Source organism: Azospirillum lipoferum, from assembly GCF_024170005.1.
Lineage (GTDB): Bacteria > Pseudomonadota > Alphaproteobacteria > Azospirillales > Azospirillaceae > Azospirillum > Azospirillum lipoferum.
Map to the genome: position 1 here is coordinate 375,484 of NZ_JALJXJ010000003.1, position 24,984 is coordinate 400,467.

General features: G+C 68.2%; 27 protein-coding genes and 1 tRNA gene. 7 read left to right on the forward strand and 21 right to left on the reverse strand.

Annotation, left to right across the window (positions count from 1 at the left end):
• Positions 1-17: 17 nt before the first annotated feature.
• Positions 18-1,493 (reverse strand): M48 family metalloprotease, encoded by a 1,476-nt coding sequence (locus J2848_RS09210; protein WP_246193597.1) that lies wholly within the window; start codon positions 1,491-1,493, stop codon positions 18-20.
• Positions 1,494-1,545: 52 nt separating this feature from the next.
• Here J2848_RS09210 and J2848_RS09215 point away from each other — a divergent pair, with 52 nt between their 5' ends.
• Together J2848_RS09215 and J2848_RS09220 are read left to right on the forward strand one after the other, a co-directional pair.
• Positions 1,546-2,418, forward strand: a complete 873-nt coding sequence (locus J2848_RS09215; protein WP_246193595.1) for a thermonuclease family protein — start codon at positions 1,546-1,548, stop codon at positions 2,416-2,418.
• A complete protein-coding gene (locus tag J2848_RS09220; protein WP_246193593.1) occupies positions 2,415-3,275 on the forward strand; it encodes a cytochrome c in 861 nt (286 codons plus the stop codon). The genes J2848_RS09215 and J2848_RS09220 overlap by 4 nt, the downstream gene beginning before the upstream one ends.
• Before the next feature lie 35 nt (positions 3,276-3,310).
• Here the strand turns inward: J2848_RS09220 and ptsP are convergent, their stop codons facing one another.
• The 8 genes from ptsP to J2848_RS09260 form a co-directional block, all read right to left on the reverse strand.
• Positions 3,311-5,194, reverse strand: a complete 1,884-nt coding sequence (ptsP, locus tag J2848_RS09225; protein WP_149229310.1) for a phosphoenolpyruvate--protein phosphotransferase — start codon at positions 5,192-5,194, stop codon at positions 3,311-3,313.
• Positions 5,184-5,486, reverse strand: a complete 303-nt coding sequence (locus tag J2848_RS09230; RefSeq protein WP_149229309.1) for an HPr family phosphocarrier protein — start codon at positions 5,484-5,486, stop codon at positions 5,184-5,186. The genes ptsP and J2848_RS09230 overlap by 11 nt, the downstream gene beginning before the upstream one ends.
• Before the next feature lie 9 nt (positions 5,487-5,495).
• Positions 5,496-5,894, reverse strand: a complete 399-nt coding sequence (locus J2848_RS09235) for a PTS sugar transporter subunit IIA (RefSeq protein WP_042690507.1) — start codon at positions 5,892-5,894, stop codon at positions 5,496-5,498.
• Between the two features lie 122 nt (positions 5,895-6,016).
• Positions 6,017-7,000, reverse strand: coding sequence for an RNase adapter RapZ (rapZ, locus tag J2848_RS09240; protein WP_149229308.1), 984 nt, complete (start codon positions 6,998-7,000; stop codon positions 6,017-6,019).
• Positions 6,997-7,500, reverse strand: coding sequence for an HPr kinase/phosphorylase (locus J2848_RS09245; RefSeq protein WP_149229307.1), 504 nt, complete (start codon positions 7,498-7,500; stop codon positions 6,997-6,999). The genes rapZ and J2848_RS09245 overlap by 4 nt, the downstream gene beginning before the upstream one ends.
• 189 nt (positions 7,501-7,689) lie before the next feature.
• Entirely contained in the window at positions 7,690-8,106 is a 417-nt protein-coding gene (locus J2848_RS09250) for a hypothetical protein (protein ID WP_149229306.1), read from the reverse strand.
• Positions 8,107-8,299: 193 nt separating this feature from the next.
• Positions 8,300-9,973, reverse strand: a complete 1,674-nt coding sequence (locus tag J2848_RS09255) for a stimulus-sensing domain-containing protein (RefSeq protein WP_376992684.1) — start codon at positions 9,971-9,973, stop codon at positions 8,300-8,302.
• Between the two features lie 40 nt (positions 9,974-10,013).
• Positions 10,014-10,709: a response regulator transcription factor gene (locus tag J2848_RS09260; protein ID WP_149229304.1), complete on the reverse strand. Its 696-nt coding sequence runs from the start codon at positions 10,707-10,709 to the stop codon at positions 10,014-10,016.
• Positions 10,710-11,027: 318 nt separating this feature from the next.
• On the opposite strand from J2848_RS09260, the gene J2848_RS09265 reads away from it, so the two are divergent.
• Complete coding sequence (locus J2848_RS09265) at positions 11,028-11,882, forward strand: HugZ family pyridoxamine 5'-phosphate oxidase (RefSeq protein WP_246193591.1); 855 nt, start codon at positions 11,028-11,030, stop codon at positions 11,880-11,882.
• Positions 11,883-11,937: 55 nt separating this feature from the next.
• Here J2848_RS09265 and J2848_RS09270 read toward each other — a convergent pair whose 3' ends face one another.
• Positions 11,938-12,207 carry a hypothetical protein gene (locus tag J2848_RS09270; protein WP_170306928.1) on the reverse strand — a complete coding sequence of 90 codons (270 nt, stop codon included), beginning with the start codon at positions 12,205-12,207 and terminating at the stop codon, positions 11,938-11,940.
• 171 nt (positions 12,208-12,378) lie between these two features.
• Between J2848_RS09270 and J2848_RS09275 the strand changes: the two genes are divergently transcribed.
• Together J2848_RS09275 and J2848_RS09280 are read left to right on the forward strand one after the other, a co-directional pair.
• Positions 12,379-14,202, forward strand: coding sequence for a phosphoenolpyruvate carboxykinase (GTP) (locus J2848_RS09275; RefSeq protein ID WP_149229302.1), 1,824 nt, complete (start codon positions 12,379-12,381; stop codon positions 14,200-14,202).
• A 276-nt stretch (positions 14,203-14,478) separates the two neighbouring features.
• Positions 14,479-15,294, forward strand: coding sequence for a DUF1003 domain-containing protein (locus J2848_RS09280; protein ID WP_149229301.1), 816 nt, complete (start codon positions 14,479-14,481; stop codon positions 15,292-15,294).
• A gap of 27 nt (positions 15,295-15,321) precedes the next feature.
• Here J2848_RS09280 and J2848_RS09285 read toward each other — a convergent pair whose 3' ends face one another.
• The 9 genes from J2848_RS09285 to J2848_RS09325 all read right to left on the reverse strand — a co-directional run bounded on the left by J2848_RS09285 (position 15,322) and on the right by J2848_RS09325 (position 22,545).
• Positions 15,322-17,109 carry a hypothetical protein gene (locus J2848_RS09285; protein ID WP_149229300.1) on the reverse strand — a complete coding sequence of 596 codons (1,788 nt, stop codon included), beginning with the start codon at positions 17,107-17,109 and terminating at the stop codon, positions 15,322-15,324.
• Between the two features lie 168 nt (positions 17,110-17,277).
• The gene (locus J2848_RS09290; protein WP_149229299.1) at positions 17,278-17,517 is read right to left on the reverse strand and encodes a hypothetical protein; all 240 of its coding nucleotides are present in this window, start codon (positions 17,515-17,517) and stop codon (positions 17,278-17,280) included.
• A 152-nt stretch (positions 17,518-17,669) separates the two neighbouring features.
• Positions 17,670-18,113, reverse strand: coding sequence for a ferritin-like domain-containing protein (locus J2848_RS09295; protein ID WP_042690549.1), 444 nt, complete (start codon positions 18,111-18,113; stop codon positions 17,670-17,672).
• A 25-nt stretch (positions 18,114-18,138) separates the two neighbouring features.
• A complete protein-coding gene (locus J2848_RS09300) occupies positions 18,139-18,762 on the reverse strand; it encodes a YgjV family protein (protein ID WP_170306926.1) in 624 nt (207 codons plus the stop codon).
• A gap of 626 nt (positions 18,763-19,388) precedes the next feature.
• Positions 19,389-19,637 carry a hypothetical protein gene (locus J2848_RS09305; protein ID WP_149229297.1) on the reverse strand — a complete coding sequence of 83 codons (249 nt, stop codon included), beginning with the start codon at positions 19,635-19,637 and terminating at the stop codon, positions 19,389-19,391.
• Between the two features lie 212 nt (positions 19,638-19,849).
• Positions 19,850-19,923 (reverse strand) — tRNA-Gly (locus tag J2848_RS09310).
• A 47-nt stretch (positions 19,924-19,970) separates the two neighbouring features.
• The gene (locus J2848_RS09315) at positions 19,971-20,837 is read right to left on the reverse strand and encodes a lysophospholipid acyltransferase family protein (RefSeq protein WP_149229296.1); all 867 of its coding nucleotides are present in this window, start codon (positions 20,835-20,837) and stop codon (positions 19,971-19,973) included.
• A gap of 7 nt (positions 20,838-20,844) precedes the next feature.
• Positions 20,845-21,747 (reverse strand): GNAT family N-acetyltransferase, encoded by a 903-nt coding sequence (locus J2848_RS09320; protein WP_149229295.1) that lies wholly within the window; start codon positions 21,745-21,747, stop codon positions 20,845-20,847.
• Positions 21,748-22,131: 384 nt separating this feature from the next.
• Positions 22,132-22,545 carry a Ros/MucR family transcriptional regulator gene (locus J2848_RS09325; protein WP_149229294.1) on the reverse strand — a complete coding sequence of 138 codons (414 nt, stop codon included), beginning with the start codon at positions 22,543-22,545 and terminating at the stop codon, positions 22,132-22,134.
• A gap of 89 nt (positions 22,546-22,634) precedes the next feature.
• Between J2848_RS09325 and J2848_RS09330 the strand changes: the two genes are divergently transcribed.
• A complete protein-coding gene (locus tag J2848_RS09330) occupies positions 22,635-22,889 on the forward strand; it encodes a sulfurtransferase TusA family protein (protein ID WP_149229293.1) in 255 nt (84 codons plus the stop codon).
• Positions 22,890-22,892: 3 nt separating this feature from the next.
• On the opposite strand, the gene J2848_RS09335 is transcribed toward J2848_RS09330, so the two are convergent.
• The gene (locus J2848_RS09335; RefSeq protein ID WP_149229292.1) at positions 22,893-23,363 is read right to left on the reverse strand and encodes a GNAT family N-acetyltransferase; all 471 of its coding nucleotides are present in this window, start codon (positions 23,361-23,363) and stop codon (positions 22,893-22,895) included.
• Positions 23,360-24,190, reverse strand: a complete 831-nt coding sequence (gene tsaB / locus J2848_RS09340) for a tRNA (adenosine(37)-N6)-threonylcarbamoyltransferase complex dimerization subunit type 1 TsaB (RefSeq protein WP_376992683.1) — start codon at positions 24,188-24,190, stop codon at positions 23,360-23,362. The genes J2848_RS09335 and tsaB overlap by 4 nt, the downstream gene beginning before the upstream one ends.
• Positions 24,191-24,381: 191 nt before the next feature.
• On the opposite strand from tsaB, the gene ddpX reads away from it, so the two are divergent.
• Complete coding sequence (gene ddpX / locus J2848_RS09345) at positions 24,382-24,930, forward strand: D-alanyl-D-alanine dipeptidase (RefSeq protein ID WP_149229291.1); 549 nt, start codon at positions 24,382-24,384, stop codon at positions 24,928-24,930.
• Positions 24,931-24,984: the final 54 nt, after the last annotated feature.

Sequence of the window (24,984 nt, forward strand, 5' to 3'; positions counted from 1 at the left end):
ATGCCCGACGGCAGAAGCTAGTCCCCGACAATCACCTTCACCCGCTGGCCGGGCGGCAATGGCGTTCCGGGCGGCAGGTCGTTGATGATCCGGAACAATTCTTCGGCATAGGGCTCCTGCGGCATGCGGCGAATGAGGCCGGCGACGCTGTCGCCGGGCTGCACCGTCGCCACCTGCACGCGGCGGGGGCGGAACCGCGCGGCCTCCTCCGCGGTCATGCGGTGGAAGCTGTTGGCCGCCGCCTGGAAATCGCCATCGAAACGAGCCAGCGATCCGGCCGGCGCCAGGAAGGTGAAGCGGTACATCTTCCCATCCGGCGCGCGGATCGCCACCAGCCGGATGTCGGCGCTGTTGCCATCGGATTCGCCGCGCGTGGTAGCGGTCGCCGCCGGCATGCCGCCGATGGTGATGCGTTCGACGTTGGACAAATTCGCGTTCTTGCCCCACACGCCGGTCAGGAAAGCGGCGGGGTCGGAGACGCCGACCGCCGATCCGCCGTCGAAGGCCATGGCGGTGCCGTTCTGGCCCTTGGCGACCACCTGATCGGCGCCGTTCAGCAGCGAATAGCCCTGCGGCACGGTGAAGGCGATGCCGAGCTGCGGGTGGGCGAAGGTCCGGCCGCGGACATAGCCGTTCTCCGGGCTGTCGCCATAGATCATGCCGTCGACCGCCGCCAGGTAAGGATCGCGCGGGCGGGCGCCGCCCTGCGGCATGGCGCGGGCGAGATCGGCGGCGCGGCGCACCCGCTCCTCGGTCGCCGGATGGCTGGCGAGGAAGTCGAAGCCGCCCTCGCCCTTGTTGCCCGCGCGCAGCCCCTCATACTGGCTGTCGCGGCGCAGCGTTTCCAGGAAGGTCGCCATGGCGAAAGGGTCGTAGCCAGACCGCCGCAGCGTCTCGACGCCGAGCTGGTCGGCCTCCAGCTCCTGCTCGCGGGAATAGCTGGCGACCACGGCGGTGCCACCCAGCCCGGCCAGCTGCGCCAGCGTGTCGTTGCCGAACACCAGCCCGATCCCGGCGGCGAGGATGCCGGCGATGGCTTGTCGGCTTTGGCGTTGCGCCGAATGGTGGGCGGTGACGTGGCCGATCTCGTGCGACAGGACGCCGGCCACCTCCGCCTCGTCCTTCGCCAGCGCCAGCAGACCGCGGGTGACATAGACATAGCCGCCGGGCAGGGCGAAGGCGTTGACCACGTCGCTGTCCAGCACCGTGAAGGTCCAGGGCTCGCGCGCCAGCGCCGTGGTGGAGGCGAGCTTGCGGCCGAGCTGGTCGATATAGCCCTGCAGCCGGGCATCCTTCACCGCCCCGCCGAATTGCGCCAGGATCTTCGGGTGCTCCTGCGCGCCCAGCGCCGCCTCGTCGCCGCCGGACAGAACATTGTCCAGCAGTCCGGCCTTTGCCGGCGCGGGGGTGACCAGACTGGGCATGGCAGCGGCCAGCAGGATGGCGGCCAATGCGGTGCGGAGGGGCTTGCGGAAGGGGAGGTGGGTCGGCATACCGGTCAAAACCCCGCCCGGCGGCGGATGTTCCGCAAGGACCGCGTTCCCCATGCGACTTGTCACGCTCCCGCTTGTGCGCCTGCCGGTCTTGCTTCTGGCTGGTCTGCTGCTGACCGGCGCCGCGTCGGCGGACGGGCTGCGGGTCGCCGCCGTTCTGGACGGCGACACGCTGGAACTGGAGGACGGACGCCGGGTCCGGCTGGCCGGGATCGAGGCTGCCAAGCCGCCGCGCCATGCCAATCCCGCCGATGGCCGGGTTTGGCCGCTGGCGGAGGCGGCAACGGCGGCGCTGGCCGATCTGGCCCTGGGCCGCCGCGTCGCGCTGCATGGGCCGGCGCCAATTGACCGCCATGGCCTTCTGCTCGCCCATCTGGTGCGGGAGGACGGGTTGTGGCTGCAATCGGCGCTGCTGGTGCGCGGGCTGGCGCGCGTCCACACCCGGCCCGACGCCCGCGCCTATGCGGCGGAGCTGCTGGCCGGCGAAGAGGCCGCGCGCAACGCCGGGCGCGGGCTGTGGCGCAGCCGGGTCTATGCCGTGCGCGACGCCGCCGACGCGGACGGGCTTTCCCGCGACCGCGACAGCTATCAACTGGTGGAGGGCGTGGTGCTGGCAGTGTCCAAGAGCGGCGGCGAGACCTGGCTGGATTTCGGTGCCGACTGGCGCAGCGACGTCACCATCCATATTGGCCGTGGCGCGATGCGCGAGGTCACCCGCGCCGGTATCGACCCGCTGTCCTACGAGGGCCGGCGGGTGCGCGTGCGGGGCTGGATCACGCTGCGCAATGGCCCCATGATCGAGATCACCCATCCCGAACAGATCGAGCGGCTTGAGCGGGAGGCGGCCTCCGCCACCCGGCAACGCTCCGACCCCGGAGACGACGATCTATGGGATGACGACGAAGGAGAGGACGACCTGGAATGATGAAGCCGTCGATCGCGCGCATGGCCGGGCGCCTGCTTGCCGCCCTTTCGCTTCTGCTCACCGCCTTGCCGCTGCCTCCGGCGTTGGCCGGCGGGCCGGCGCTGACGATCGCCGTCGCCGGGGCCGAGCGGACCTTCGACCGCGACACCCTGCTGGCCCGGCAGGACGCGGTGACCATCGACATTCCCGCCGACATTTCCTATGGCCAGCCGATGAGTTATCGCGCCGTGCCGCTCGCCAGCCTGCTCGGTACCGGCGATTTCCCACCGGGCACCGTGCTGGAGGGGGTGGCGTCGGACGGCTTCACCGCGCAGCTGCCACCGGAGCTGTGCCTGCGCACCGGTCCCGATGGCGCCGTCGCCTTCCTGGCGGTGGAGCCGGCCGACAAGCCCTGGCCCAAGCTGCCGGGCAAGGAGATGTCCGCCGGTCCCTTCTATCTGGTCTGGGTGCGGCCGGAGGCGTCGGGGGTGCGCAGCGAGCAATGGCCCTACCAGCTTGCCCGCATCGTCGCCTCGGACGATCCGCTGCGCCGCTGGCCGCAGCTGGCGGTCGATCAGGGTCTGCCTGCCGACTCGGCGATCCGCGCCGGACAGGCGGTGTTCATCACCCAATGCATGGCCTGCCACACCCTGAATGGCGCCGGCAGCGCGACGATGGGGCCGGACCTGAACCGGCCGATGAACCCGACAGAATATCTCACGCCCGCCGGGCTGAAGACTCTGGTCCGGGATCCGCGCTCCGTCCGGACATGGCCCAACCAGCAGATGCCCGGCTTCGACCAAGCGATGCTGAGCGATGCCGACCTCGACCGTGTCGTCGCCTACCTGGGACATATGGCGGGACGGAAGGCGCCGTAGGAGGGGGGCTTTCGCCCCCTCCCACCGATCGGGCGCTACAGGGTGGCGTTGAAGTCGTCCAGCAGCGTGGCGATGCGGCCGCTGTCGCTCTGATCCATGATGACGCGGGCCCGCTTGCTCGCCTCCATAAGGTCGAGCGAGCGGATGCGCTTCTTCACCGCCGGAACCGCCAGCGGCGCCATCGACAGTTCTCGCACGCCCAACCCCATCAGCAGCGCCGTATAGCGCGGGTCGCCGGCGATCTCGCCGCAGACCGACACCGGGATGCGGGCGCGCAGGGCGGCCTCCACCGTGAACTGGATCAGCCGCAGCACCGCCGGATGGAGCGGGTCGTAGAGGGTGGCGACCTGTTCGTCGGCACGGTCGATGGCCAGCGTGTACTGGGTCAGGTCGTTGGTGCCGATGGAGAAGAAGTCGGCGGCATAGGCCAGCGCGTCGGCGGCCAGCGCCGCACCCGGCACCTCCACCATCACCCCCACCGGCGGCAGCGGGTCGGCGATGGGAATATTGCGGCGGCGCAGCCGGCGGGCGACCTGCCCCATCATCTCGCGCACCTTCTGCACCTCGGTGACCGAGGCGATCATCGGCAGCAGGATACGCAGCGGCCCGTGGGCTCCGGCCCGCAGCATGGCGGCGAGCTGCGTCTCCAGCAGCTTCGGTTCGCGCAGGCCGAGGCGAATGGCGCGCAGGCCCAGCGCCGGGTTGGCCGGCTCGCCATAGCGCCCGGCCATCCAGCCGGCCAGCTTCTCGCCGCCCAGATCCATGGTGCGGGCGGTGACGGTGCGGCCGCCCATCCCCTCGATCATGGTGCGCAGCACGCCGTACTGCTCATCCTCGTCGGGCAGATGGTCGCGGTTCATGAACATGAACTCGGTCCGCAGCAGGCCGATGCCCTGGGCGCCGTGTTCCAGCGCGTGATCGAGGTCGCGCGGCAACTCCAGATTCGCCATCAGCGTCACGGCGGTGCCGTCTCGGGTGACGGCGGGCAGCTTGCGCAGGCTCTTCAACCCCTGGCGCTCGCGCTCGCGGGCGGCACGGCGCTCGCCGTAGTCGTCCAGCACCTCGGCCGGCGGATCGATCAGCACGCGGCCCTGCAGGCCGTCGACGATCACCGTCACCCCGTTGCGCACGCCGGCCAGCAGGCCGGGCGCGCCCAGCACCGCCGGCAGGCCGAGCGAGCGGGCGAGGATGGCCGTATGTCCTTCCGCCCCGCCCAGCACGGTGGCGAAGCCGCCGACGACGGTCGGGTCGAGCAGGGCGGTGTCGGCGGGGGTCAGCTCCTCCGCCAGGATGATGCTGCCGGGGGGCAGGCTGCTGAAGGCCCGGTATTCCTGCTTCATCAGGTTGCGGGTCAGCCGCCGCCCGACCTCGCGGATATCGTCGATGCGGCCGGCGAGATAGGCGTCGTCCATGCCGGCGAAGGTGGCGGCGATGGCGGCGATCTCCGCCTGGATGGCGGCCTCGGCATTGACGCGGTCCTGCTTGATGCGATGCTCCACCCCGCGGGTCAGGCGCGAGTTGGTGACCATCGACAGGTGGGCGTCCAGCAGGAAACCGATTTCCTCCGACGCCGAGTCGGGCAGCACCAGCGCCTTGCTCTTCAGCTTCTTGATCTGGCGGCGCGCCTTGGACGCCGCCTCGTTGAAGCGGGCGACCTCGGCCTCGACGGCGTCGGGAGCGATGGCATATTCGGGGATGGCGACGGCACCGCTCTCCACGACATGGGCCGGGCCGATGGCGATGCCGGGCGACACGCCCAGGCCGCGCAGGGCGCGTCCGGAGCCGCTGGCCGAAGCGCTGGCCGAACTGTTCACCGGCTCGGGCGACGGCATGCCGCCGGAACCGCCGCGGTCGGGGCCGGATACCGGGCCACCGGTCGAGCCGCCGGCCGGGGCGGCGGGGGGCAGGTCACTCTTCATCGAACTTGCGGTTTATCAGGTCCAGGAGGGCGTCCATCGCGGCATCGGCCTGGGCGCCGCTGGCGCGCAGCTCCACACTGGTGCCGGGGCCGGCAGCCAGCATCATCAGCCCCATGATCGACTCGCCGGATACCACGGATTCGCCGCGGCGCACCGAGATCTCGGCATCGAAGGTGGCGACCAGCTTGACGAATTTGGCCGAGGCGCGGGCATGCAGGCCGCGCTGGTTGGTGATGGTGGCGGTGCGGCGGATTTCGCCGTCGGCGGATGCCGTGTCGTCGGGGGGGCTCATCGAGGGCGGTCAGTCCGACAGGAGGGTGGAGGCGACGTTGATGTATTTCTGCCCGGCGTCGCGGGCGGCGATCACCGATTTGTCCAGCGGCTCGGTCTTGCGCACGCTGGCGAGCTTGATCAGCATCGGCAGGTTGACGCCGGCGATCACCTCCACCTTCGCCTTGTCCATGATGGAGATGGCGAGGTTGGACGGCGTGCCGCCGAACATGTCGGTCAGCACCACCACGCCCGATCCGTCATCGACCTCCGCCACCGAGTTCAGGATGTCCTGGCGGCGCTGTTCCATGTCGTCGTCCGGGCCGATGCACACGGCGCGCACCTGCTGCTGTTCGCCCACCACGTGGAACAGCGCGGCGATGAATTCCTCGGCCAGCCGCCCGTGGGTGACAAGAACCATACCGATCATGGGACATCCTTCAAGGTTGGGTCCTCCCCGGAGACCTGCGCGAACGCCGCCACCGCGGGGCACCGGCACTCATCGCATCTGGATCGTTGGTTGGACGCATGGTCGTCAAGGCGCAATTTGCATCATCCCGGATGGTTGGCCTGAGGATTGGCCTGCTGGTTGTTGGCCGGGCCGCCCCCGGCGGTGCGCAGGCCCAGCCGTTCCAGTTCGCGGTGGCTCAGATTGACCCGCAGCCGCTGCTCCTTCAGCCACGCGGCCAGCCGTTCGGCGATGAAGACCGACCGGTGCTTGCCGCCGGTGCAGCCGATGGCGATGGTCAGGTAGCTCTTGCCTTCCTGGTTGTAGCGGGGCAGCAGGGGGCGCAGCAGATCCGTCAGGTTCCGGAAGAAGGCGGGGAAGTCGGGATCGCTCTCCACCCGCGCGGCGACGGCCGGGTTCAGGCCGGTCAGCGGACGAAGCTCCGGATCGTAATGCGGGTTGGTCAGGAACCGCACGTCGAAGACCAGATCGGCTTCGCGCGGAAGACCCTGACGGAAGGAGAAGGAGGTCACGAACACCTGCAGGGCTGCCTGGGCGTCACGCCGGAAATGCCCGGACAGGATGCGCCGCAAATCGTGAATGGACAGTTGCGTTGTGTCGATGGTGACGTCGGCTTCTTCCTTCAGCGGGAAGAGCAGGGCGCGCTCGCGCTGGATGCCGTCGGGCACCGTGCGGTCCTCCGCCAGCGGGTGACGGCGGCGCGTCTCGGTGAAACGGCGTTGCAGCACCTCGTCGCCGCACTCCAGGAAGACCAGGCTGACGTCCAGTTCGCCGTCGCGCCGCAACTGCTCCAACTCGTCCAGGAAGTTCTGGGCGGAAAAGTCGCGGGTGCGGCTGTCGATCACCAGGGCGAGCGGCCGGCGTTTCGGGTCGGCCTGCCGGATCAGGGCGGGCACCAGCGACAAGCGCAGATTGTCCACCGCCTCGTAGCCCAGATCCTCCAGCGCCTTCAGCGCCACCGACATGCCGGCCCCCGACATGCCGGTGACCAGCACGATGCGCCCGCGGGTGGCGGGATTGGCAGGCTCGGACGGCAGGTCGGCAGACAGGGAATCGGGAGGTTTCATGGCGCGACCGGGTTCGGCTGAGTCAAATTTGATTGAGTCAAATTCGCCTGGGCCGACAGGCTGACGGGCACCCGGTCGAGCCGGCCGCAGCACAGGCTGGCGGCGGCAAGGCGGATCTTGGCGGGGGTGGAAGCATCGAAGGCGTGCAGGCCCAGACGGGGCAGGGCGACGCCCATCAGCGTGTCGGTCTCCGCTTCCGGCAGGCGGTCCACCTCGTCACGCGCAAGCAGATCGACGACAAGGCCGACGGGCGCGGACCCGGCGGACGGAACGGGGAGAATGCCGACGCCCCGCACCTCCAGCAGCCCGGCCAGGGTGGGCGGGGGAGAGGCGGTCAGGCGACCGGATTCGCAATGCAGCGCCACCCGGTCATCCGCGACCAGCAGGGCGCCGCCGTCGATCAGTCGCAAGGCCAAATCCGATTTTCCCCGTCCGGACTCTCCACGCAGCAGCACGCCGATTCCGGAGAGCAAGACGCAGGTGCCGTGAATCGTCACCATAGTCTGGCGAAGGTGAGACGTGGCGCTGGTTCTGTCAATGGAAACGGAACGGTGTCCCACAAGGTCAGGCGGGGAAACCTGTCCGGGATCCCCCATCCGCTTCCGACCGTTCTTTCGGTGCGGATAACGGCGGTGCGGATGGTGGTGTTACGAATGATGACGGCGCGCGTCTTCCGGCGGTGGAGCCCCTCAGGCGCCGGCAGCACCACGCGGGGTACGGCGGATCGCCTCCAGCTCCAGGGCAAGCGCGTCGCGGCGCCGGATCATCTCGTCCAGATCCTCCAGCTCCGCCGCCTCCTGGCAGGCGTCGCGGAAGTCCTTCTCCCGCTTCAGCCGAACCAGCAGAACCTTGTAGCTGTCGGCGATGCTGGCGAGGTGGCGTTGCGCCCCCTGGAGTGCCTCGGCCAGCTGGGTCCGCTCATGCGCGGACTCCCGCATCAGCCTTGCCAGTTCCCCCTGCTGCCGGCCGGCATCGCGGATCAGGCGGGCCAGACGGTAGCGGCGCAGGTCGACGACGTCGCCCGAAGCGGCGCCGATGGCGGCGGAACGGCGAGCAGCCGGAGACAGGATATGCACGGAGGAGTCGGGCGGAACGCACTCAGGCATGGCAACCCCACATCTTTGTTCCGGGGTACGGCCACCCTCCCGTTGCCTTATGACGCGGGCACAAACAACCGGACCGATATGGTCCATCCGCCCCAGCAGCCGACAAGCGAGAACGACCAAGAGCATGATCGATGCTTGTACACGGCTTGTCTAGCCGAGAGTGAGATGGACGTATGAAATTCCGCAGAGTTTCTCATAGCAAAGGCAGAGTCACCACGAAGTCGGCACCCTCGATATTCCCGTCCGATACCTGACGATTTTGCGCAAATACAGAACCATTGTGTGCACTGACTATCTGCTTCACGATCGATAGACCGAGACCGGAGTGGGTTCCGAACTTCTCGCCCGCCGGACGTTCGGTATAGAAGCGGTCGAAGATCGCCTCCTCCTTGCCGTCGGGAATGCCCGGTCCCTGGTCGGACACCACGATCCTGACGCTGCGGCCGCTGCGCCGGGCGGTCAGCCGCACCGTGCCGCCGGGCGGCGAGAAAGACAGGGCGTTGTCGATCAGGTTCTGGAACACCTGGGTCAGACGTCCCTCCAGCCCCGGCACCACCAGCCGCTCGCCGGCCGGCACCTCGACCACGACGCGCGGCGGCAGCGGCCCCCCACCATCGCCCCCGGTCCCGCCACCGCCCCCATCGCCCGCCGCCACCCGCTCGTCCATGGTTGCGGCAACCGTCTGGCGCAGTTCGGCCAGCATGGTCAGCAGCAGCCCGATATCCACCGGTTCAGGCTCCGCCCGCGACAGTTCGGCATCCAGGCGGGAGGCGTTGGAGATGTCGCTGATCAGCCGGTCCAGCCGCTGCACGTCGTCGGCGATGATCGCCATCAGCCGGTCGCGGTGGCGCGGATCGCTGACGCGGCCCGCCGTCTCCACCGCGCTGCGCAGCGAGGTCAGCGGGTTCTTGATCTCGTGGGCGACGTCGGCGGCGAAGCGTTCGATGGCGTCCATCCGCGTCCACAGCGCGTCGGTCATCTCGCGCAGCACGCCGGACAGCTCGCCGATCTCGTCGCCGCGGTGGGTCAGGTCGGGGATCCCGGCATGGCGCCCGTGGCTGGTGCGCAGCCGGTCGGCGGCCTGGGCCAGCCGGCGGATCGGCCGGGCGATGGTACCGGCCAGATAGAAGGACAGCCCCACCGTCACCAGCAGCGCTACCGCGAACACCCGCAGGATGTCGAAGCGGACGGAGCGGATGGCGCGGTCGATCTCGCCGCCGCCGCGGGTCAGCAGCACCGCGCCCAGCACCTCGCGGTAACGCTGGACCGGCACCGCCACAGTCAGCAGCAGTTCCGGGTCGCCGCCGGCGCCGTCGACGCGCCAGACGGTGGCCGCCGTCTCGCCGCCGAGCGCGCGCTCCACGTCCGGGTTGGGCTGGCCCGGCTGCTCGCGGTAGGCCGGCAGCCCTTCGCGGCTGGGAACCACGTCGATCAGGCGGGTGTAGAGGTCGTTGATCGCGCGGCTGACCGGATCACCGGACGGCGGGGTGGGCAGCTCGCGGATTTCGATGCGACCCTGCGAGCCCACCAGCACCCGGCTGTCGGACAGCATGTGCGCGTCGATGTCATAGAGGCGGGTGCGCGTCGCGGTCGCCTCCGCCAGCCGGCGGATCATCGGCCGGGCCAGTTCGGGCGCCAGCTCGAACCGCTCGCCGCTCTCGTCGCCGGTAGGGGAGGGAGCGGTCAGGATGCGGTTCACCGCCCCTTCGCCGAGTGCGGAGGCGAAGATGCGCGCCTCGGTCGCCAGCGCCTCCGTCTCGGCCTGGATCAGCCGGTCCTGATAGCGGCCGAGATAGAGCAGGCCGGCCATCAGCAGCGCCAGCGCCAGCACGTTCACCGCAAGGATGCGCAGGGTCAGCGGCGACACCCGCCGCTTCTTTCCCCCCCTGCCCAATGTGGACACCGCGTTATTCCTTGTACCGGTAGCCGACGCCATACAGGGTTTCGATCTGCGAGAAGTCGGGGTCGACGGCCTTGAACTTCTTGCGCAGCCGCTTGATGTGGCTGTCGATGGTACGGTCGTCGACATAGACATGCTCGCCATAGGCGGCGTCCATCAGCTGGTCGCGGTTCTTCACATGGCCCGGCCGCTGGGCCAGAGCGCGGACCAGCAGGAACTCCGTCACGGTCAGGTCGATCGGCTGGCCCTTCCAGCTGCAGGCATGGCGGGCGCCGTCCAGCAGCAGCGGGCCGCGGGTGATGATCTGGCCGGGGTCGGCGTCGACGGTTTCGCCGCGCAGGGCCTCGCGCCGCAGCAGAGCCCGGATGCGCTCGATCAGCAGGCGCTGCGAGAAGGGCTTCTTGATGTAGTCGTCCGCGCCCATGCGCAGGCCCATCAGCTCGTCCAGCTCGTCGTCCTTGCTGGTCAGGAAGATGACGGGCATCTGGCTGGTCTGACGCAGGCGTTGCAGCAACTCCATGCCGTCCATGCGCGGCATCTTGATGTCGAGCACGGCGAGGTCGGGCGGGCGCTGGCTCAACCCGCGCAGCGCCTCGGCGCCGTCGGTGTAGGTGCGCACGTCGAACCCCTCGGCCTCCAGGGCGATGGAGACCGAGGCCAGGATGTTGCGGTCGTCATCCACCAGGGCGACGGTGTGGGCCATGGTCGTAACAGATCCTATCGAAGCGGGGGCGGGGACAGGTTGCGGGCAGTTCGGAACGGACGAGCGGCGGGAACCCGGTAATGTTAGCGGAAACATCAGGCATAGGACGAGTGGTCATTCCAATACTTTATGCCAGAGTCCAGGTACCAGCGGCAGTTTTCTCTTTTCCCCCAGCATTTGTATGGTCCAATATGGCGGCAATGCGGCGCCGAACAACGGTGCCGCGCGGGAGAACGCACTCGTTTTGGAATGAGTTTTTCGAACGCCCTTCCCGCGTCCTCTCCGGCCGGAGCCACTCCGGACGGCAAGGAGGGCGCGATGCCGCCGGGCATCGACCGGAACGGCCCGGATACGGCCAACCCGGCTCCGGCGACCATGGCTCCGCCCTTGCGCGCCAGACGCCTGATGCGCGCCTGCGACCGCGCGGCCCTGGCGACTGCACAGCGGCCGGCCGATGAGGGTGCCGCAACGGTGGCGGATGCCGCCGGCTGGCCCTACCCCTCGCTGGTGCTGGTGGCGTTCGATCATGACGGCAGCCCGCTGCTGCTGCTCTCCACGCTCGCCGACCACACCCGCAACCTGCTGGCCGATGGCCGGGTCGGGCTGCTGTTCGACGGCACCGCCGGGCTGGCGCAGCCGCTGACCGGCGCCCGCCTGTCGGTGCTGGGCCGGGCGGAGCGGTCGGACGATCCCCTGCACCGTGAGCGCTACCTGCGCCGCCATCCCGACGCCGCCTTCTATGCCGGCTTCGGCGACTTCGCGATCTACCGCGTGGCGGTGGAGCGCGCCCATCTGGTCGCCGGCTTCGGCCGTATCCACTGGCTGTCCGCCGTGGAACTGGACCTTCCCGCTCCGGCCCCCGCCTTGGCGGCGGGCGAGGCGGCGCTGCTCGACCGCCTGAACGGCAAGGGGTACGGCCCCCGGCTGGCGCCCGCCACGGACGGCGATAGCGACAGCTGGAACCTGACCGGCATCGACCCGGAGGGATGCGACCTGCGACGCGGGGGGTACGTCGCCCGCGTCGATTTTGAACAGAGAATCCACGACCCCGAATCGGCTAAACTGATGCTGGACACCTTGATCCGGCCGCCGGACGGGTCGGGACAACCCGGAGGACCGACATCCGGGACAAAAACGGCTGGAACCCGACCGGACGGCGGTGGAGGCCCCTGACAGCCCCCGACGCCGATCAGAACAGGAAACAGATCAACAAGAACAAAAAGAACGGTCAGCGAAAAACGAAAACGAGAGAGGCGAGAAGCCAACCGTCAGCCTGCCAACCGTCAGCCTGAACGACCAGCCGAGAGGTCGCTTCGACACCACCGGGCGCCGCACCAAAAACAAGAACGCGGCGCGCGGGCACGCGCAACCAGGAGAACACTTCAGTGGACCATAACGGATCGACCCGTTTCCTGTCCGGGCCATTGGCCCCCAGACCTGTCGCCTCAGGACCGCCTTTTGCCCCGTATCGTCGCCGCACCCAGCCGGTGCTGCGCATCGCGGCGGGTTTCCAGCCCGGCCGCCTGTTCGGACCGGCACGCCGCTGACGCGGCGGATGCCATCCACCTGACACGACAACGGACGAAAGAACGGCCGGACCGGCCGCAGGCCCCCCACCCAGGGGCGTGCCCGGCGCAAGGATACCGGCCCAGCCTTCGAGAGGGACGATATGACTGGTAACACGCGGACGCGGAACAAGAAGCTCCTGGCCTGGGTCGAGGAGATCGCCCTGAAATGCAAGCCGGAGCGCGTTCACTGGTGCGACGGCTCGCAGGAGGAATATGACCGTCTCTGCAACGAGATGGTCGAAGCCGGCACCTTCATCCGCCTGAACGAGGCCAAGCGCCGCAACTCCTTCCTGTGCCGCTCCGATCCGGGCGACGTCGCCCGTGTCGAGGACAGCACCTACATCTGCTCGCGCACCCGCGAGGAGGCCGGTCCGACCAACAACTGGATGGACCCGGCCGAGATGAAGGCCAAGCTGGACGGCCTGTTCGAAGGCTGCATGCGCGGCCGCACCCTGTATGTGGTGCCGTTCAGCATGGGTCCGCTGGGCTCCGACATCGCGCACATCGGCGTGCAGCTCTCCGACAGCCCCTATGTCGCGGTCAACATGCGGATGATGACCCGCATGGGCCAGAAGGTGCTGGACATCCTGGGCGACGGCGACTTCGTCCCCTGCCTGCACTCCATCGGCGCCCCGCTGGAGCCCGGCCAGCAGGACGTGGCCTGGCCCTGCAACGCCGACAACAAGTACATCGTCCATTTCCCGGAGGAGCACCGCATCGTCTCCTTCGGCTCCGGCTATGGCGGCAACGCGCTGCTCGGCAAGAAGTGCTTCGCGCTGCGCATCGCGTCCGCCATGGGCCGCGAGCAGGGCTGGCTGGCCGAGCACATGCTGATCCTGGGCGTGGAAAGCCCGGCCGGCGAGAAGACCTATGTCGGCGCCGCCTTCCCGTCGGCCTGCGGCAAGACGAACTTCGCCATGCTAGTCCCGCCGAAGGAGTTCGAGGGCTGGAAGGTCCGCACCATCGGTGACGACATCGCCTGGATCAAGCCGCAGCCCGACGGCACGCTGCGCGCCATCAACCCGGAGGCCGGCTTCTTCGGCGTCGCCCCCGGCACCAGCGTGAAGTCGAACCCGAACGCGCTGAAGACGCTGGACCACAACGTCATCTTCACCAACGTCGCGCTGACCGACGACGGCGACGTGTGGTGGGAAGGCCTGACCGACGAGGCTCCGGCCCACCTGATCGACTGGCAGGGCAAGGACTGGACGCCGGGTTCCGGCCGGCCGGCCGCCCACCCGAACAGCCGCTTCACCGCGCCGGCCGCCCAGTGCCCGTCGATCGACCCGGCCTGGGAGGATCCGGCCGGCGTTCCGATCAGCGCCTTCATCTTCGGCGGCCGCCTGTCGAAGACCTTCCCGCTGGTGTTCGAGGCCTACAACTGGCGCGAAGGCGTCTATTGGGCGGCGACCATGGGCTCGGAGGCCACCGCCGCCGCCGTAGGCCAGGCCGCCATCCGCCGCGATCCGTTCGCCATGCTGCCCTTCTGCGGCTACAACATGGCCGATTACTGGAACCACTGGCTGTCGATGGAAGGCAAGGTCGAAAGCCTGCCGCGCATCTACCGCGTCAACTGGTTCCGCAAGGACGAGAACGGCAAGTTCGTCTGGCCCGGCTTCGGCGACAACATGCGCGTGCTGAAGTGGATCGTCGACCGCGTCCGCGGCCGCGCCACCGACGTGGCGGAATCGCCCTTCGGCTATTCCCCGCGCTACCAGGATCTGAACTGGTCCGGCCTGAACTTCCCGGCCGACAAGTTCGCCAAGATCATGGACATCGACCGCAAGGAGGCCGAGGCCGAGGCCAAGGACCAGGAGGAACTGTTCAACCGCTTCGGCGACCGCCTGCCCGAGGAGATCGAGCAGCAGCGCGTCGCCGTCCTGAAGCGGCTGGAAAGCATCCCGGACGTCTGGCGCATCGGCTGACCGGCCCGAGCGGTCCGCAGGTAAGGATAGGGGCTGCCGCAAGGCGGCCCCTTTTCCGTTCAGTCCTGTCCGTCCAGGGCCAAGATGAACCGGAATTCATCCGAAACCGGCCGGTGGACAGCCGATGCAGGGGGCGGCGACGATGGTTTCCAGCCTGTGCAAGGTGCCCGCTTCCTTACCTGCTGCCTTCGCCTTTCGGTGATTTAACCGGATTGTCAAATGAATCAGGCATAAAGTCGCCCGCGCCGGAGTGCGCATGCCAGGGAGGGCGACATCATGTCCGATCATCAGTTTCCACCGCAGGACGGTGACGAGTCCGCGGAGCCGACCTCCCCGTCAACCGAGCACGATGCTGCCGAACAGGATGCCGCCGACCACGAGGACGGCGGCGGAACGCTGGCATCGAAGCGGCAGCCCTGCGCCATCAGCGGCAAGCGCCGGCCGAAGCGCGACCTGATCGCGCTGGACGCGCTGCGCCCCAGCCTGGCCGACCGCATCCGCCACGACCACCCGCATCTGGAAGCGGACGCGCAGATCAGCCGGCAGGAGTTGGCGCGCTACCGCTCGCTCTATGTCGCGGAGCTGCTGAAGGAGGAGCATGGCGAACTCAGCGAGCTGGACCGCGAGGTCGCCGAAAGCCTTGCCCGGCACGAGACGCTGGCCGAGAACCCGGAGGAGGAGTACGACGACCACCGCACGCTGGGCGAACGGCTGTCGGACGGGCTGGCCAGCTTCGGCGGCAGTTGGGCCTTCCTGATCTCCTTCGCCTTCTTCCTGGGCGTGTGGATGCTGATCAACATCATCGAGGGCGATGCCAGGGCCTTCGATCCCTACCCCTTCATCCTGCTGAACCTGCTGCTGTCGTGCCTTGCCGCCATCCAGGCGCCGGTCATCATGATGAGCCAGAAGCGGCAGGAGGCGAAGGACCGGCTGCGCTCGGAAAACGACTATCGCGTCAATCTGAAGGCCGAGCTGGAAATCCGGCACCTGCACGAGAAGATGGACTATCTGATCCAGCGCCAGTGGCAGCGGCTGACGGAAATTCAGCAGCTGCAGCTGGAGATCATGCAGGAAAAACGCCTGCGCAGGTGAGCGGCCTCCGGCTGGAGGGGCAGGCCGTCAGCGCTTGCGGCGGCCGTCCAGTTCCAGCATGCCGCGCAAGGCGGCAATGGTCTTGCTGAGCGGTGTCGGCTCGCTGCCGGGCTTAGCCTCCTCCGACTGAGCGGCCGGCGGCAGAGTATCCGGTCCGGCAGGTCCGCCACGGGACGGGCGCGGCTTGCCGGCACGGGGTTTCGGCTGGGGCGGCGGAGGTTGGGACGCCGGCGGGTCCGGCTGCGCCTCGTCCTCGATCAGCCCGCGCAGGGCCTTCATCGCCTCCTCGATCTCGCGTTCCTGGGCGGAGCGGCGCCCGGTGGGTGCCGGGTCCGGCTCAGGGGCTGCCTCGGGGGCGTCAGACTCCGGCGCCGGGTCGGACTCACCCCAACCGGCCGGCAGGGACCACTCGTCCTCATCCCAGCCAGGTGTCGGATCGCCCTCTTCCCCGCGGCGGGCAGGCTTGTCCACAGACTTCGCCGCCGAACTGTTGGCTGTCTGGCCGGCTGTCCGGCCCGTGCTGCGCGCAGTCTTGGGTGGCGGGGACAAAGGCAGCGGGGACGGAGCGTCCTCCTCCGCCGGTTCGTTCGCCGCATCCTCGATCATCGACCGCAGGGCGGCGAGGGTACGGTCGAAGCCTTCCTCGTCCTCCGGCGGTGGGGGCGGGCGCTGGGCGCGGCGTTCGGCGCGATGCTGATCGAAGTCGAGCGGTTCGGCGGCCGGTGGCGGCGCAGGCTTGGCCGGGCGGCCGGCCGGGACGGGCTTTTCCGGGTCGCGGATGGCGAAGGACAGAATCTCTTCCTCCGACGGTTCCTCGCCGTCCGGCTCCCTGTCGTCGAACCCATCCTCGGGATCGTCATCAAGATCGTCATCCCCGGACTCCGCCCGCCAGGGATCGGTCCCGGCATCGGCGTCGCCATCACCCCAGTCGTCTTCGAAATCCCTGCGCACCAGGACCTTGTGCGTGAAGGCCGGCGGTTCCTCCTCGCCATCGCCGGGGTCGGAGTCGGAGTCGGCAAAATCGTCAATGGACGCGTGACGATCGGCAAAGCTCGGAGCGTGACCGGCAGCGGGCTTCGGTGCACCACCGTACCGGTCGTCCTCGCCATCCAGATCGTCATCGGAGCCATAGGCCTGCGCCAGAAGCTGGCGCATCGCCATCAGCGTCTCGTCATCACCGTCTTCGCTGTCGCCATCTTCGGAGGCATCGACACGGGCCGGTTCCGGCCGCTCGTCGTTGGCCGGGGCTCTGGATCCGCCGACAGGCGTCTCATCATCCCAATCGTCGGGCTCATCCCAATCGTCGGGCGGCGGGGTGCGGCCAAGCCGGGCCGCCATGTCGGCGAGCGAAACCGGCTCCCACAACGGTTCGGCCGCGCCGTCTCCCGGACCGTCGGCCACAAGGTCGGACAGCGGAAGCTCCGACACCGGCTTGCCGCGGACAGATGCGGGAGCGGGGGGAGAGGGGGGCGGAGGAGCAGGCGGTTCGGTGTCCGCGGTCTTCCTGTCCGCACCGTCGTCATCGCGCAGGGACGCGAGCAGCCCATTCAGCGCCGCAAGCGGCGCATCGAAGGACGGTTCGTCAGTCGTGGAGGCCGGGACCACATCCTGCGGGACAGCCAGGATCGGCCGGCTTTCGATATCGCGGGAGTCGCAACGCGAGCAGCGGTAATGCGGCGCGATCGACAGCACCGGGTAATTGGGGCCGAAGCGCCGCTCCAGCATGGCACGGGGCAGCACGCCGCCATGCCCGCAGGCGCGGCAGCGCAGTTGCACGTCGGCATCGATGTCGCGGAGGAACAGCATACGGGCCATGCCGTCCAGTATAGCGGCGGCCCCGCGGCTTTCCCATTCGTTTCAAACCCCGATCCGCTTCCAATCCGCCGACGCGGACGGCATGCCGCAGGGAGGACGGATCGGAAAAGACAGGATCAGGAAGGCAGGCGCCGGCCCGGTCCGGACCGGGCGCCGGCTCCACGACGGTCACACCGCGCGGGTGACGGTCAGACCCTGTTCGGACAGGCTGTCGAAGATATCCTTGAATTTCCGCAGATAACGGGTGCGGTAGGCGTCGAAATCGGCGGCGATGGCCGCCTCGGCATTCTGGGACTTCTCGAATTCGGACACACGGTGGGCGTTCTCGGCGCGGTACAGGGCGAAAGCCCCCTTCGTCACCAGATCGTTGCCAACCGGGTCTGCGTTCTTCGCTTTGTCGCTGTTCATCAATCCATGTCCAAACGGAGTGGACATCCGGCCACCGGAGCCGGATGATCGGCAGGGGCTGCACGCCACACCCTTTCGGCCGTGCCAGGCGTTGCAGCCACTGCAAAAAGCCTACGCCCGCTTTTCCACACCCGCAATGCTGCGACGCACCATCACGCCACCACCCCACGCAGAGCCGCCATGCGGTCACGGTCGACACGGATACGGTCCAGATGTTGGGCGATCACCGCGGTGATGGGCAGGGGAAGTTCCTTCGCCATCGCCTCGTCATAGCGGCGCAGACATTCGCTCTCGCCACGCTCGACCTCGGTGATGATGGCGGCACGGTCATGGCCGAGCACGGCCGATTTCAGTTCCAGAAAGAAGCGGTGGGCCCCACCCAGCATGGTGCCGCCCATGTCCGGCGCTCCGCCCTGTTCGGCGACCAGCCGCTGGATTTCGCGCACGATGGCGCCGCGTTGGGCGGCGAGATCGTTGAACAGGGCCTTCAAATCCTCGTCTTCGGCGGATTCGGCGGCCTGCCGGTAGCCTTCGTGACTGTCCTCGACGATGCGGATCAGTTCGTTCAGCGTATCGACGATCTCGTCCTTTTCCATGGCGGCAGGTCCTCCCATGCGTCCCCTACGCTGCCACAACCCTGCCGTGGGGCTGAATGTTCCCACCCTCCGGCGGGAGCAACCCGACAGCGACAGACCGGCGGCGGACCGTTCCGGACCGCCACAGGCTGACGCAGTGGCCGGTGAGGCCCATGGCGTCGGACACCAGTCCGAAGACCGATCCAGCCAGCAGATTGTGTCCCGACCCCACGAGCGTCGCCAGGATGAAGCACAGCCGCATGGGGCCGACCGCGCTCTGCCAGCGGCCGAGCGTCGCCAGCAGGAAGCCGGTGACCGACAGCGCCGACATCGGCCCCTGCCAGCTCAACGCCGCCACCGCCAGCGCCGCCGGCACGGTCAGCGCATAAAGAAGGCCGAGCACCCGGCAGGGCTGTCGTTGGACGCGCACCGCCATCTGGATCAACCCCAGCCCGCATATCAGCATGCCGGTCTGGGCGCCCAGCAGCAGGAAATGAATCAGAAAGAGGGAGGAGGCCGTCGCCTGCGTCAGCAGGATCGCCCGCCGGCTGCCGAGCAGCGTCGACAGGGTGGCGGCGGACAGCCCGGCAATGCCGGTCGCCGCAACCGGCGAAAGAGTAAAAGAGTGCCCCGTAAAGGCCGGAAGATAATCCAGCAGAAATGCCGTCATGGAACGCCTTCGCATAAAGAAAATGCCGCAGTGCAGCGAAGGCTGTGGACGCTAGTCCCGGCTCGTTAACGAGGTATGAATATCGATGTGACCGGAAACAGACGAAAAGATGACTGGTGGGAATCCCCCGAAAGTTGGACGGTACAATGATGTGGATGGCGCCGAATGTACGGGTGATTATTTCGTGTTCTCCGTTCGAATACCCTATGATGGAAATGGTTTTGAAAGATTGGACAGGCCCGACCCCAGCGATTTCGGGTTGGATCCTGTCCATCCTTGCCGTTGGCAACAGCGGCGTCGGACGGCATTCTCGCCCCGTCACGGCAGCATCGTTATCGGCATGTCTTCAATGGTGCGGGCCGGACCGGGATCGGGGGATCATCCGCAATCTGGGAAAACTGGGGGAACCATCATGGCGCAGTATGGACGGCATCCCGCCTCATTGGGCTGGGAACCGAAGCCGAAGTCGCCCAAGACCGGCGCATCGCGCACCCATGGTGTCCGAGCCGCCCGCAGCGGCCCGTTATGCTGTTCCTGCGGCCGGCCCATCCGCGCCGGCGATCCGCATTGGGCCGGTCATGGCGACCAGAGCCCCTGGCATTATGCCTGCGCCGAGCGCGCCGGCCTTACATGGTCATGGGCGGGCCGTCCGGCCGCACCGCCGCTTCCGGCCGCGGAGATGGACTGACCGCACCGGCAGCCAGCCCCGCCTGCGCCTCTTCACGCCCGCGCCGATAGGCCTCGCGTTCGGCCTCCAGGATGGCATCGGCCAGACGCCGTTCGAACTCGCGCTCCACCAGGGCGGAGAACAGGTCGATGCGGAAACGCGCCTGAAGGGAACGGCTCAGCCTGCGGGCTCTTTCGATCGGCGGCATCGGCGTTTCCCCCTCTGGATGACGGACAGTGCCGCCAAGCTTCAGAGATCAGGGCTTCTTGAGCAATCGCGCCATCGGTGAACCGCCAACGCAAAAGAGAGCGCCCATCCGCACCCATCGGTGCGAACCGCTCGTCTCTGGATTTCCAAATTTTGAAAGTTCTTTTACGGCTATCAGCGCAGAGCTGGATGCCATGCAGCCGGCATGACGTTTGGAGCGGGTGAAGGGAATCGAACCCTCGTCGTAAGCTTGGGAAGCTTCTGCTCTACCATTGAGCTACACCCGCGCGCCCGCTGTTTATAGGCGACTGCCGCGGTGGATACAAGAGCGGAATCAAGCACTCGCGGCGGTGGGAACGGTGGCCGCCAACGCGGCGTCCACCGCTGGTGCAGGGGCGGCGGGACGGCCGGAAATGGCGCGGGCGACGCCGTCGGCGATCACGCGCTGGCAATGCTCGGCCAACGCCTTGCGGCTGCTGAAGCCGTCGATGGTGACCGGCGGGTGGAACTCCACCTCCACCGTCATGCCGCCCAGGCGGAAGGCCTGCCACAGGTGCGGCGCCAGATCCATGTCGCCGTACCAGGCATAGAAGGGACGGAAGGCGAAGCCCATCGGAATGCCGTCCAGCCGGGTGGCGGCGACGCTGACCGGCTGGACCGTCAGCGGACGGCCGTCGATGCGGCGGGCGGCGACGGCGAACAGGGCGGTCTTGAAGGGCAGGGTGCGGTTGCCGTCGCTGGAGGTGCCCTCCGGAAACAGGATCAGGCTGTCGCCGGCATCCAGACGGCTGCCGATGTCGTCGCGCTGCTTGTCGACCGAGGCGCGCGCCTTGCGCTCCACGAACACCGTGCGCTGAAGCCGGGCCAGCAGGCCGAAGAAGGGCCAGGACCCGACCTCTGACTTGGCGACGAAGGAGCCGGGAATCTGCGAGCCCAGCACCGTGATGTCCAGGTAGGAGGAATGGTTGGACACGAACAGCACCGGCCCGTCGGCCACCCGCTGGCCGCGCACCACCACGTCCAGCCCCATCAGCCGGGCGCAGACACGGTGATAGAAGGCGGGCAGGGTGCGGCACAGCCGCCAGTCGCGCGTCACCGCCAGGGCCTGCAGCGGGATCAGCAGCAGCGTCCACAGCAGATAGATCGTCAGACGCAGGGCGCCGCGGCCGGAGGAGCCCAGGGCGCGGGCAGTGCGGGTCATGGTCGCCTCAGCCGGCTTGGCTGTCGCGGCTGCGACGTTCGTAATGCTTGGCATATTTGTCGGTGATCAGATCGCTCTTCACCACGATGCAGACATCGGTGGTGTTGAACTGGTGATCGATCACGGCACCGTCGCCGATGAAGCCGCCCAGCCGCAGATAGCCCTTGATCAGCGGCGGCAGGATGTTCAGCGCCCGCCTTGGATCGATGCGGTCCTTCGGCATGCGGTCCAGCGAGACGAAGCGTTCCGGCAGCGCGGTCGCCCGCAGCTCCGCCGGAGCCAGATGATGGTGGTAGAGGTAGGACAGCGGTTCCGCCAGCGCGTCCGGATCGGTGCCGGGCAGGCTGGCGCAGCCGAACATCAGGGCGATGTCGTGCTGGAACACATAGGCGGCGATGCCCTGCCACAGCAGCTGCATGCTGCCACGCGAACGATAGCCGGCGTCGACGCAGGACCGCCCCAGCTCCAGCACCTCGCCCGGATAGCTGGCGAGACGGCCGATGTCGTATTCGTCGCTGGAATAGAAGCGGCCGACCTTCTCGGCGGCGGGACGGCGGATCAGGCGGTAGGTTCCGACCACCATCTCGGGGCCGTTGCCACGGGCATGGTCAATGACCAGCAGATGGTCGGCAACGCCGTCGTAATCATCGAAATCGCGGCCCTGGGCCTGCATCGCCGGAGTGGGGACCGCCGCCATCTCCTCATAGAAGACCCGGTAGCGCAGGGCCTGCGCCCAATCGATCTCCTCGGCCGAGCGGGCCAGCCGCACCTCCAGCGTGCCCAGGCGAATGCCGTCCGCCAGCCTTTCGCCACCGGACCCGATCACACCGGGGGCATCGGGTGCGGACGCCTCGCGCCGCTCCGGGCTCGTCCGGGTCAGGCCCGGCTGGTCCAAGCTTGCATCAGCCATGTCGACGGTCCGCTGCGATGGTTCGGGACGATGGTACAGGCGCCACGCCCAACTGCCACCGCCGGGTCACGGCGGCCAGGTCCGGCGGCCGGGTCGGGACGACAGAGTCGCGCGCACCACAAGGCATAACACGATCCGCCGGTTGCCGGTCAACCGACATCGTAGCCGACATGCCGGGGTGCGGTCAGCCGGCGCCCCCGGCCGGTGGTTGACCGGCCTGCGTGAATTTTTCCGTATGGATTTTGGAGCGCCGGGGATTGCGGCGGCGTCCGTATGAACCTGGACGCAAGCCTTCCGCAGCGAAGGCGGACTGGAAGGGTATAGAGGCAGGAACGGGCGGCGGCGCCGTCACGGCGCCAGTCCGCCCTGCGGGAACCCCATTCCTCAGACGCCGCGGCGGGCGCGGGTGCCGAGACCGATCTGCTTGGCCAGCGAGCTGCGCTGGCGGGCATAGTTCGGCGCGACCATCGGGTAGTCGGTCGGCAGGCCCCAGCGGTCACGATATTCTTCTGGAGTCATATTGTACGCCGTCTTGAGATGGCGCTTCAGCATCTTCAGCTTCTTGCCGTCTTCCAGGCACACAATATAGTCCGGCGTGACCGACTTCTTGATCGGCACCGCAGGCTGCGGCCGCTCCTCCGCCACCACCGGTTCGGTGCCGACGTTGGCCAGCGACTTGTAGACCTGCTCGATCAGAGTCGGAAGATCGGTCAGTGCGACTGTATTGTTGGAGACATGCGCCGCCACGATCTCCGTGGTCAGAGACAACAGCGCGTTGGAAGGGGACCCGTTGCTCATGTAAGCTTGCTCCGCGGCATTCGTACCTCACCATATAAAGAGGTTTTCTGCATCGTGCAATATCCATCCTTTGGAACAAAGAGGAATCGGTGACCGAAAAAATCTCCGCAGACTTGTTTCTCGACATCACCTCGCAGGTTTGTCCGTTAACCTTCGTCAAGACCAAGTTGATGGTGGAGCGGATGGACGCGGGGCAGACCCTTGAAGTCCGGCTGAATGCCGGTGAACCCTTGGAAAACGTTCCACGATCCTTGATCGAGTTGGGTCACAGCATTCTGTCTGTGCACCCCGAACGAATGGAGGAGCCGAGCGGAGTCCACCGCCTGATCGTGCGGAAAAATTAACCCCTATGCCCCGTCAAGATTGCGGCGCAGGACAAGCGCCGCGACCCGCCCGTCCGGTCGTTTATAGTATCCGGGCCGACGTCCGACGGAAAAAAAGCCGTTGGCCTTGTATAGACTCCATGCCGCCGGATTATCCTCGGCAACTTCAAGAAACAATGCAGTCGCGCCCAGATCGTGCGATCCGGTGACTGCGGCATCCACCAGCAGACGGCCGATGCCGCCGCGGCGGGCCTGCGGCAGCACGCCGATGGCGAGGATCTCCGCATCCTCTGCCGCGACACGGGCCATCACGAAGCCGACCGGCTGGTCCTGGTCATCGAGTGCGATGACGGCGAAGCCGGCCGGCGGGGCCGCCAAGGTGGCGACCGACGCCTCGTCCCACGGATCGTCGGGAAAGCAGGCCTGCTGCAGGGCCGCAACCACACCGGCCTCCAGCGGGCCGGCAGGGTGGAGACGGACGGCGGCAGCGGTCATTCCGCGGCTCCCGGTGCCGGGTTGGCTGCCGGGTTGGCTGCCGTGCTCTTCGGCCCGGCAGTCTTCGGAAGGGTGACGTCGGGCGGGCGGAGATAGAAGGGTTCGGCCGGCAGGCCGGTGGGACGAACGGCGCCCAGTGCCGCCACCACGGCGGCATCCGGCAGCCCGTCGCCGGACGCCACCGCCAGATCGGCACGCCCGGACAGCAGCGGGACCAGCGCCGCCACCGCGTCGCCGGCCACCAGCAGCGGCCCGGACGGGTACAGCCCGTCGAGCCAGCCGGGGATCGCCGCCGGATCGGGCATCGCCGGTTCGCCGACGGGAGTCAGCGCCGCGTCATAGAGTTGGAGGAAGGGTTCGGCCCGCCGGCTGTCGACGGCGACCAGCAGGAAGCGGCCGGCACGCTCGGCGTCGGGCACGCCGTGGGCGATGGCGTCGAAGCTGGTGATGCCGATCACCGGCAGATCCCGGGCCACCGCGATGCCGCGCGCGGCGGCCAGCGCGATGCGCAGCCCGGTGAAGGCGCCCGGCCCGACGGTGACGGCGATGCGGTCGAGGTCGGCGAAGCCGGCGCCGGCCTCGGCCAGCACCTCCTGCGCCAGCGGCACCAGCACTTCGGCCTGCCCGCGCGCCATCGGCGGTCGGCGCCGGACGGTCAAGCGCGCACCCTCATTCCACAGGGCATCCCACCGGGCATCCCGCCCGGCATCCTGACCGGCCGTTCCGTCCCACAGCGCCGCCGAACAGCCGGAGGTGGCCGTATCCAGACCCAGAACCTTCATCACCACACCTTCCTTGCCGCTGCGTCCCGCAAGCGGACGATTCATGATACGCACGCCCGGCTGCCGTGGATTGCCATCCTCGCCGGTATCGTCCCGGAAAAGGCACCCGCCGGTGCGGGAATGGCAGATCAGCACGCCGCATATCAGCACTTTATGGCTCCGCGACCATGGCAGATGGGGCCGCGGCCATGCTAGAGGACGTTCGTCTTCCCCATACGCCGACGGTTGCCCTTTTCATGCTGACCGAGATCACGCCTCCGGCCTTCGACATCGACCTGGAGCTTCTCTACGCCACCGCCGACAATCTGTCGGGCGCGCCGATCTATCGCTCGGCGGTGTGCCTGCTGCACCCGGATGCGGCCCGCCGGCTCGGCGACGCCATCCGGCTGGCCCGCGGCATCGGCTGCCGGCTGCGGGTGTACGATGCCTTCCGCCCGGCGGAGGCGCAATGGAGGCTTTGGCACGCCTTCTCCGATCCCACCTACATCGCCGACCCGCGGCTGGGCTCCAACCACACCCGCGGCGTGGCGATCGACCTGACGCTGGTGGACGGCACGGGCACGCCGCTGGACATGGGCACCGGGTTCGACGCGATGACCGAGCGGTCGCACCACGGCCGCAGCGACCTGACCACCGAACAGCAGCGCAACCGCGCCCTGCTGCTGGGCGTGATGGCCGGGGCCGGATGGGAGCATTACCCGTCGGAATGGTGGCACTACCAGCTGCCGGATGCCGAGCGCTACCCGCTGCTGACCGACGCGGCGGCCGGCGGCCGCCTGATGTAAGGATTTGGAATAGCCTCCGGCGGACGGTGCCTGTCCGCATATCGGGGCTTGTGC

Coding starts and splice junctions, on each gene's coding strand:
- J2848_RS09210 (WP_246193597.1), bottom strand. CDS start 1,493: ATGCCGACCCACCTCCCCTTCCGCAAGCCCCTCCGCACCGCATTGGCC.
- J2848_RS09215 (WP_246193595.1), top strand. CDS start 1,546: ATGCGACTTGTCACGCTCCCGCTTGTGCGCCTGCCGGTCTTGCTTCTG.
- J2848_RS09220 (WP_246193593.1), top strand. CDS start 2,415: ATGATGAAGCCGTCGATCGCGCGCATGGCCGGGCGCCTGCTTGCCGCC.
- ptsP (WP_149229310.1), bottom strand. CDS start 5,194: ATGAAGAGTGACCTGCCCCCCGCCGCCCCGGCCGGCGGCTCGACCGGT.
- J2848_RS09230 (WP_149229309.1), bottom strand. CDS start 5,486: ATGAGCCCCCCCGACGACACGGCATCCGCCGACGGCGAAATCCGCCGC.
- J2848_RS09235 (WP_042690507.1), bottom strand. CDS start 5,894: ATGATCGGTATGGTTCTTGTCACCCACGGGCGGCTGGCCGAGGAATTC.
- rapZ (WP_149229308.1), bottom strand. CDS start 7,000: ATGAAACCTCCCGATTCCCTGTCTGCCGACCTGCCGTCCGAGCCTGCC.
- J2848_RS09245 (WP_149229307.1), bottom strand. CDS start 7,500: ATGGTGACGATTCACGGCACCTGCGTCTTGCTCTCCGGAATCGGCGTG.
- J2848_RS09250 (WP_149229306.1), bottom strand. CDS start 8,106: ATGCCTGAGTGCGTTCCGCCCGACTCCTCCGTGCATATCCTGTCTCCG.
- J2848_RS09260 (WP_149229304.1), bottom strand. CDS start 10,709: ATGGCCCACACCGTCGCCCTGGTGGATGACGACCGCAACATCCTGGCC.
- J2848_RS09265 (WP_246193591.1), top strand. CDS start 11,028: ATGCCGCCGGGCATCGACCGGAACGGCCCGGATACGGCCAACCCGGCT.
- J2848_RS09270 (WP_170306928.1), bottom strand. CDS start 12,207: ATGCGCAGCACCGGCTGGGTGCGGCGACGATACGGGGCAAAAGGCGGT.
- J2848_RS09275 (WP_149229302.1), top strand. CDS start 12,379: ATGACTGGTAACACGCGGACGCGGAACAAGAAGCTCCTGGCCTGGGTC.
- J2848_RS09280 (WP_149229301.1), top strand. CDS start 14,479: ATGTCCGATCATCAGTTTCCACCGCAGGACGGTGACGAGTCCGCGGAG.
- J2848_RS09285 (WP_149229300.1), bottom strand. CDS start 17,109: ATGGCCCGTATGCTGTTCCTCCGCGACATCGATGCCGACGTGCAACTG.
- J2848_RS09290 (WP_149229299.1), bottom strand. CDS start 17,517: ATGAACAGCGACAAAGCGAAGAACGCAGACCCGGTTGGCAACGATCTG.
- J2848_RS09295 (WP_042690549.1), bottom strand. CDS start 18,113: ATGGAAAAGGACGAGATCGTCGATACGCTGAACGAACTGATCCGCATC.
- J2848_RS09300 (WP_170306926.1), bottom strand. CDS start 18,762: ATGACGGCATTTCTGCTGGATTATCTTCCGGCCTTTACGGGGCACTCT.
- J2848_RS09305 (WP_149229297.1), bottom strand. CDS start 19,637: ATGCCGCCGATCGAAAGAGCCCGCAGGCTGAGCCGTTCCCTTCAGGCG.
- J2848_RS09315 (WP_149229296.1), bottom strand. CDS start 20,837: ATGACCCGCACTGCCCGCGCCCTGGGCTCCTCCGGCCGCGGCGCCCTG.
- J2848_RS09320 (WP_149229295.1), bottom strand. CDS start 21,747: ATGGCTGATGCAAGCTTGGACCAGCCGGGCCTGACCCGGACGAGCCCG.
- J2848_RS09325 (WP_149229294.1), bottom strand. CDS start 22,545: ATGAGCAACGGGTCCCCTTCCAACGCGCTGTTGTCTCTGACCACGGAG.
- J2848_RS09335 (WP_149229292.1), bottom strand. CDS start 23,363: ATGACCGCTGCCGCCGTCCGTCTCCACCCTGCCGGCCCGCTGGAGGCC.
- tsaB (WP_376992683.1), bottom strand. CDS start 24,190: ATGAATCGTCCGCTTGCGGGACGCAGCGGCAAGGAAGGTGTGGTGATG.
- ddpX (WP_149229291.1), top strand. CDS start 24,382: ATGCTGACCGAGATCACGCCTCCGGCCTTCGACATCGACCTGGAGCTT.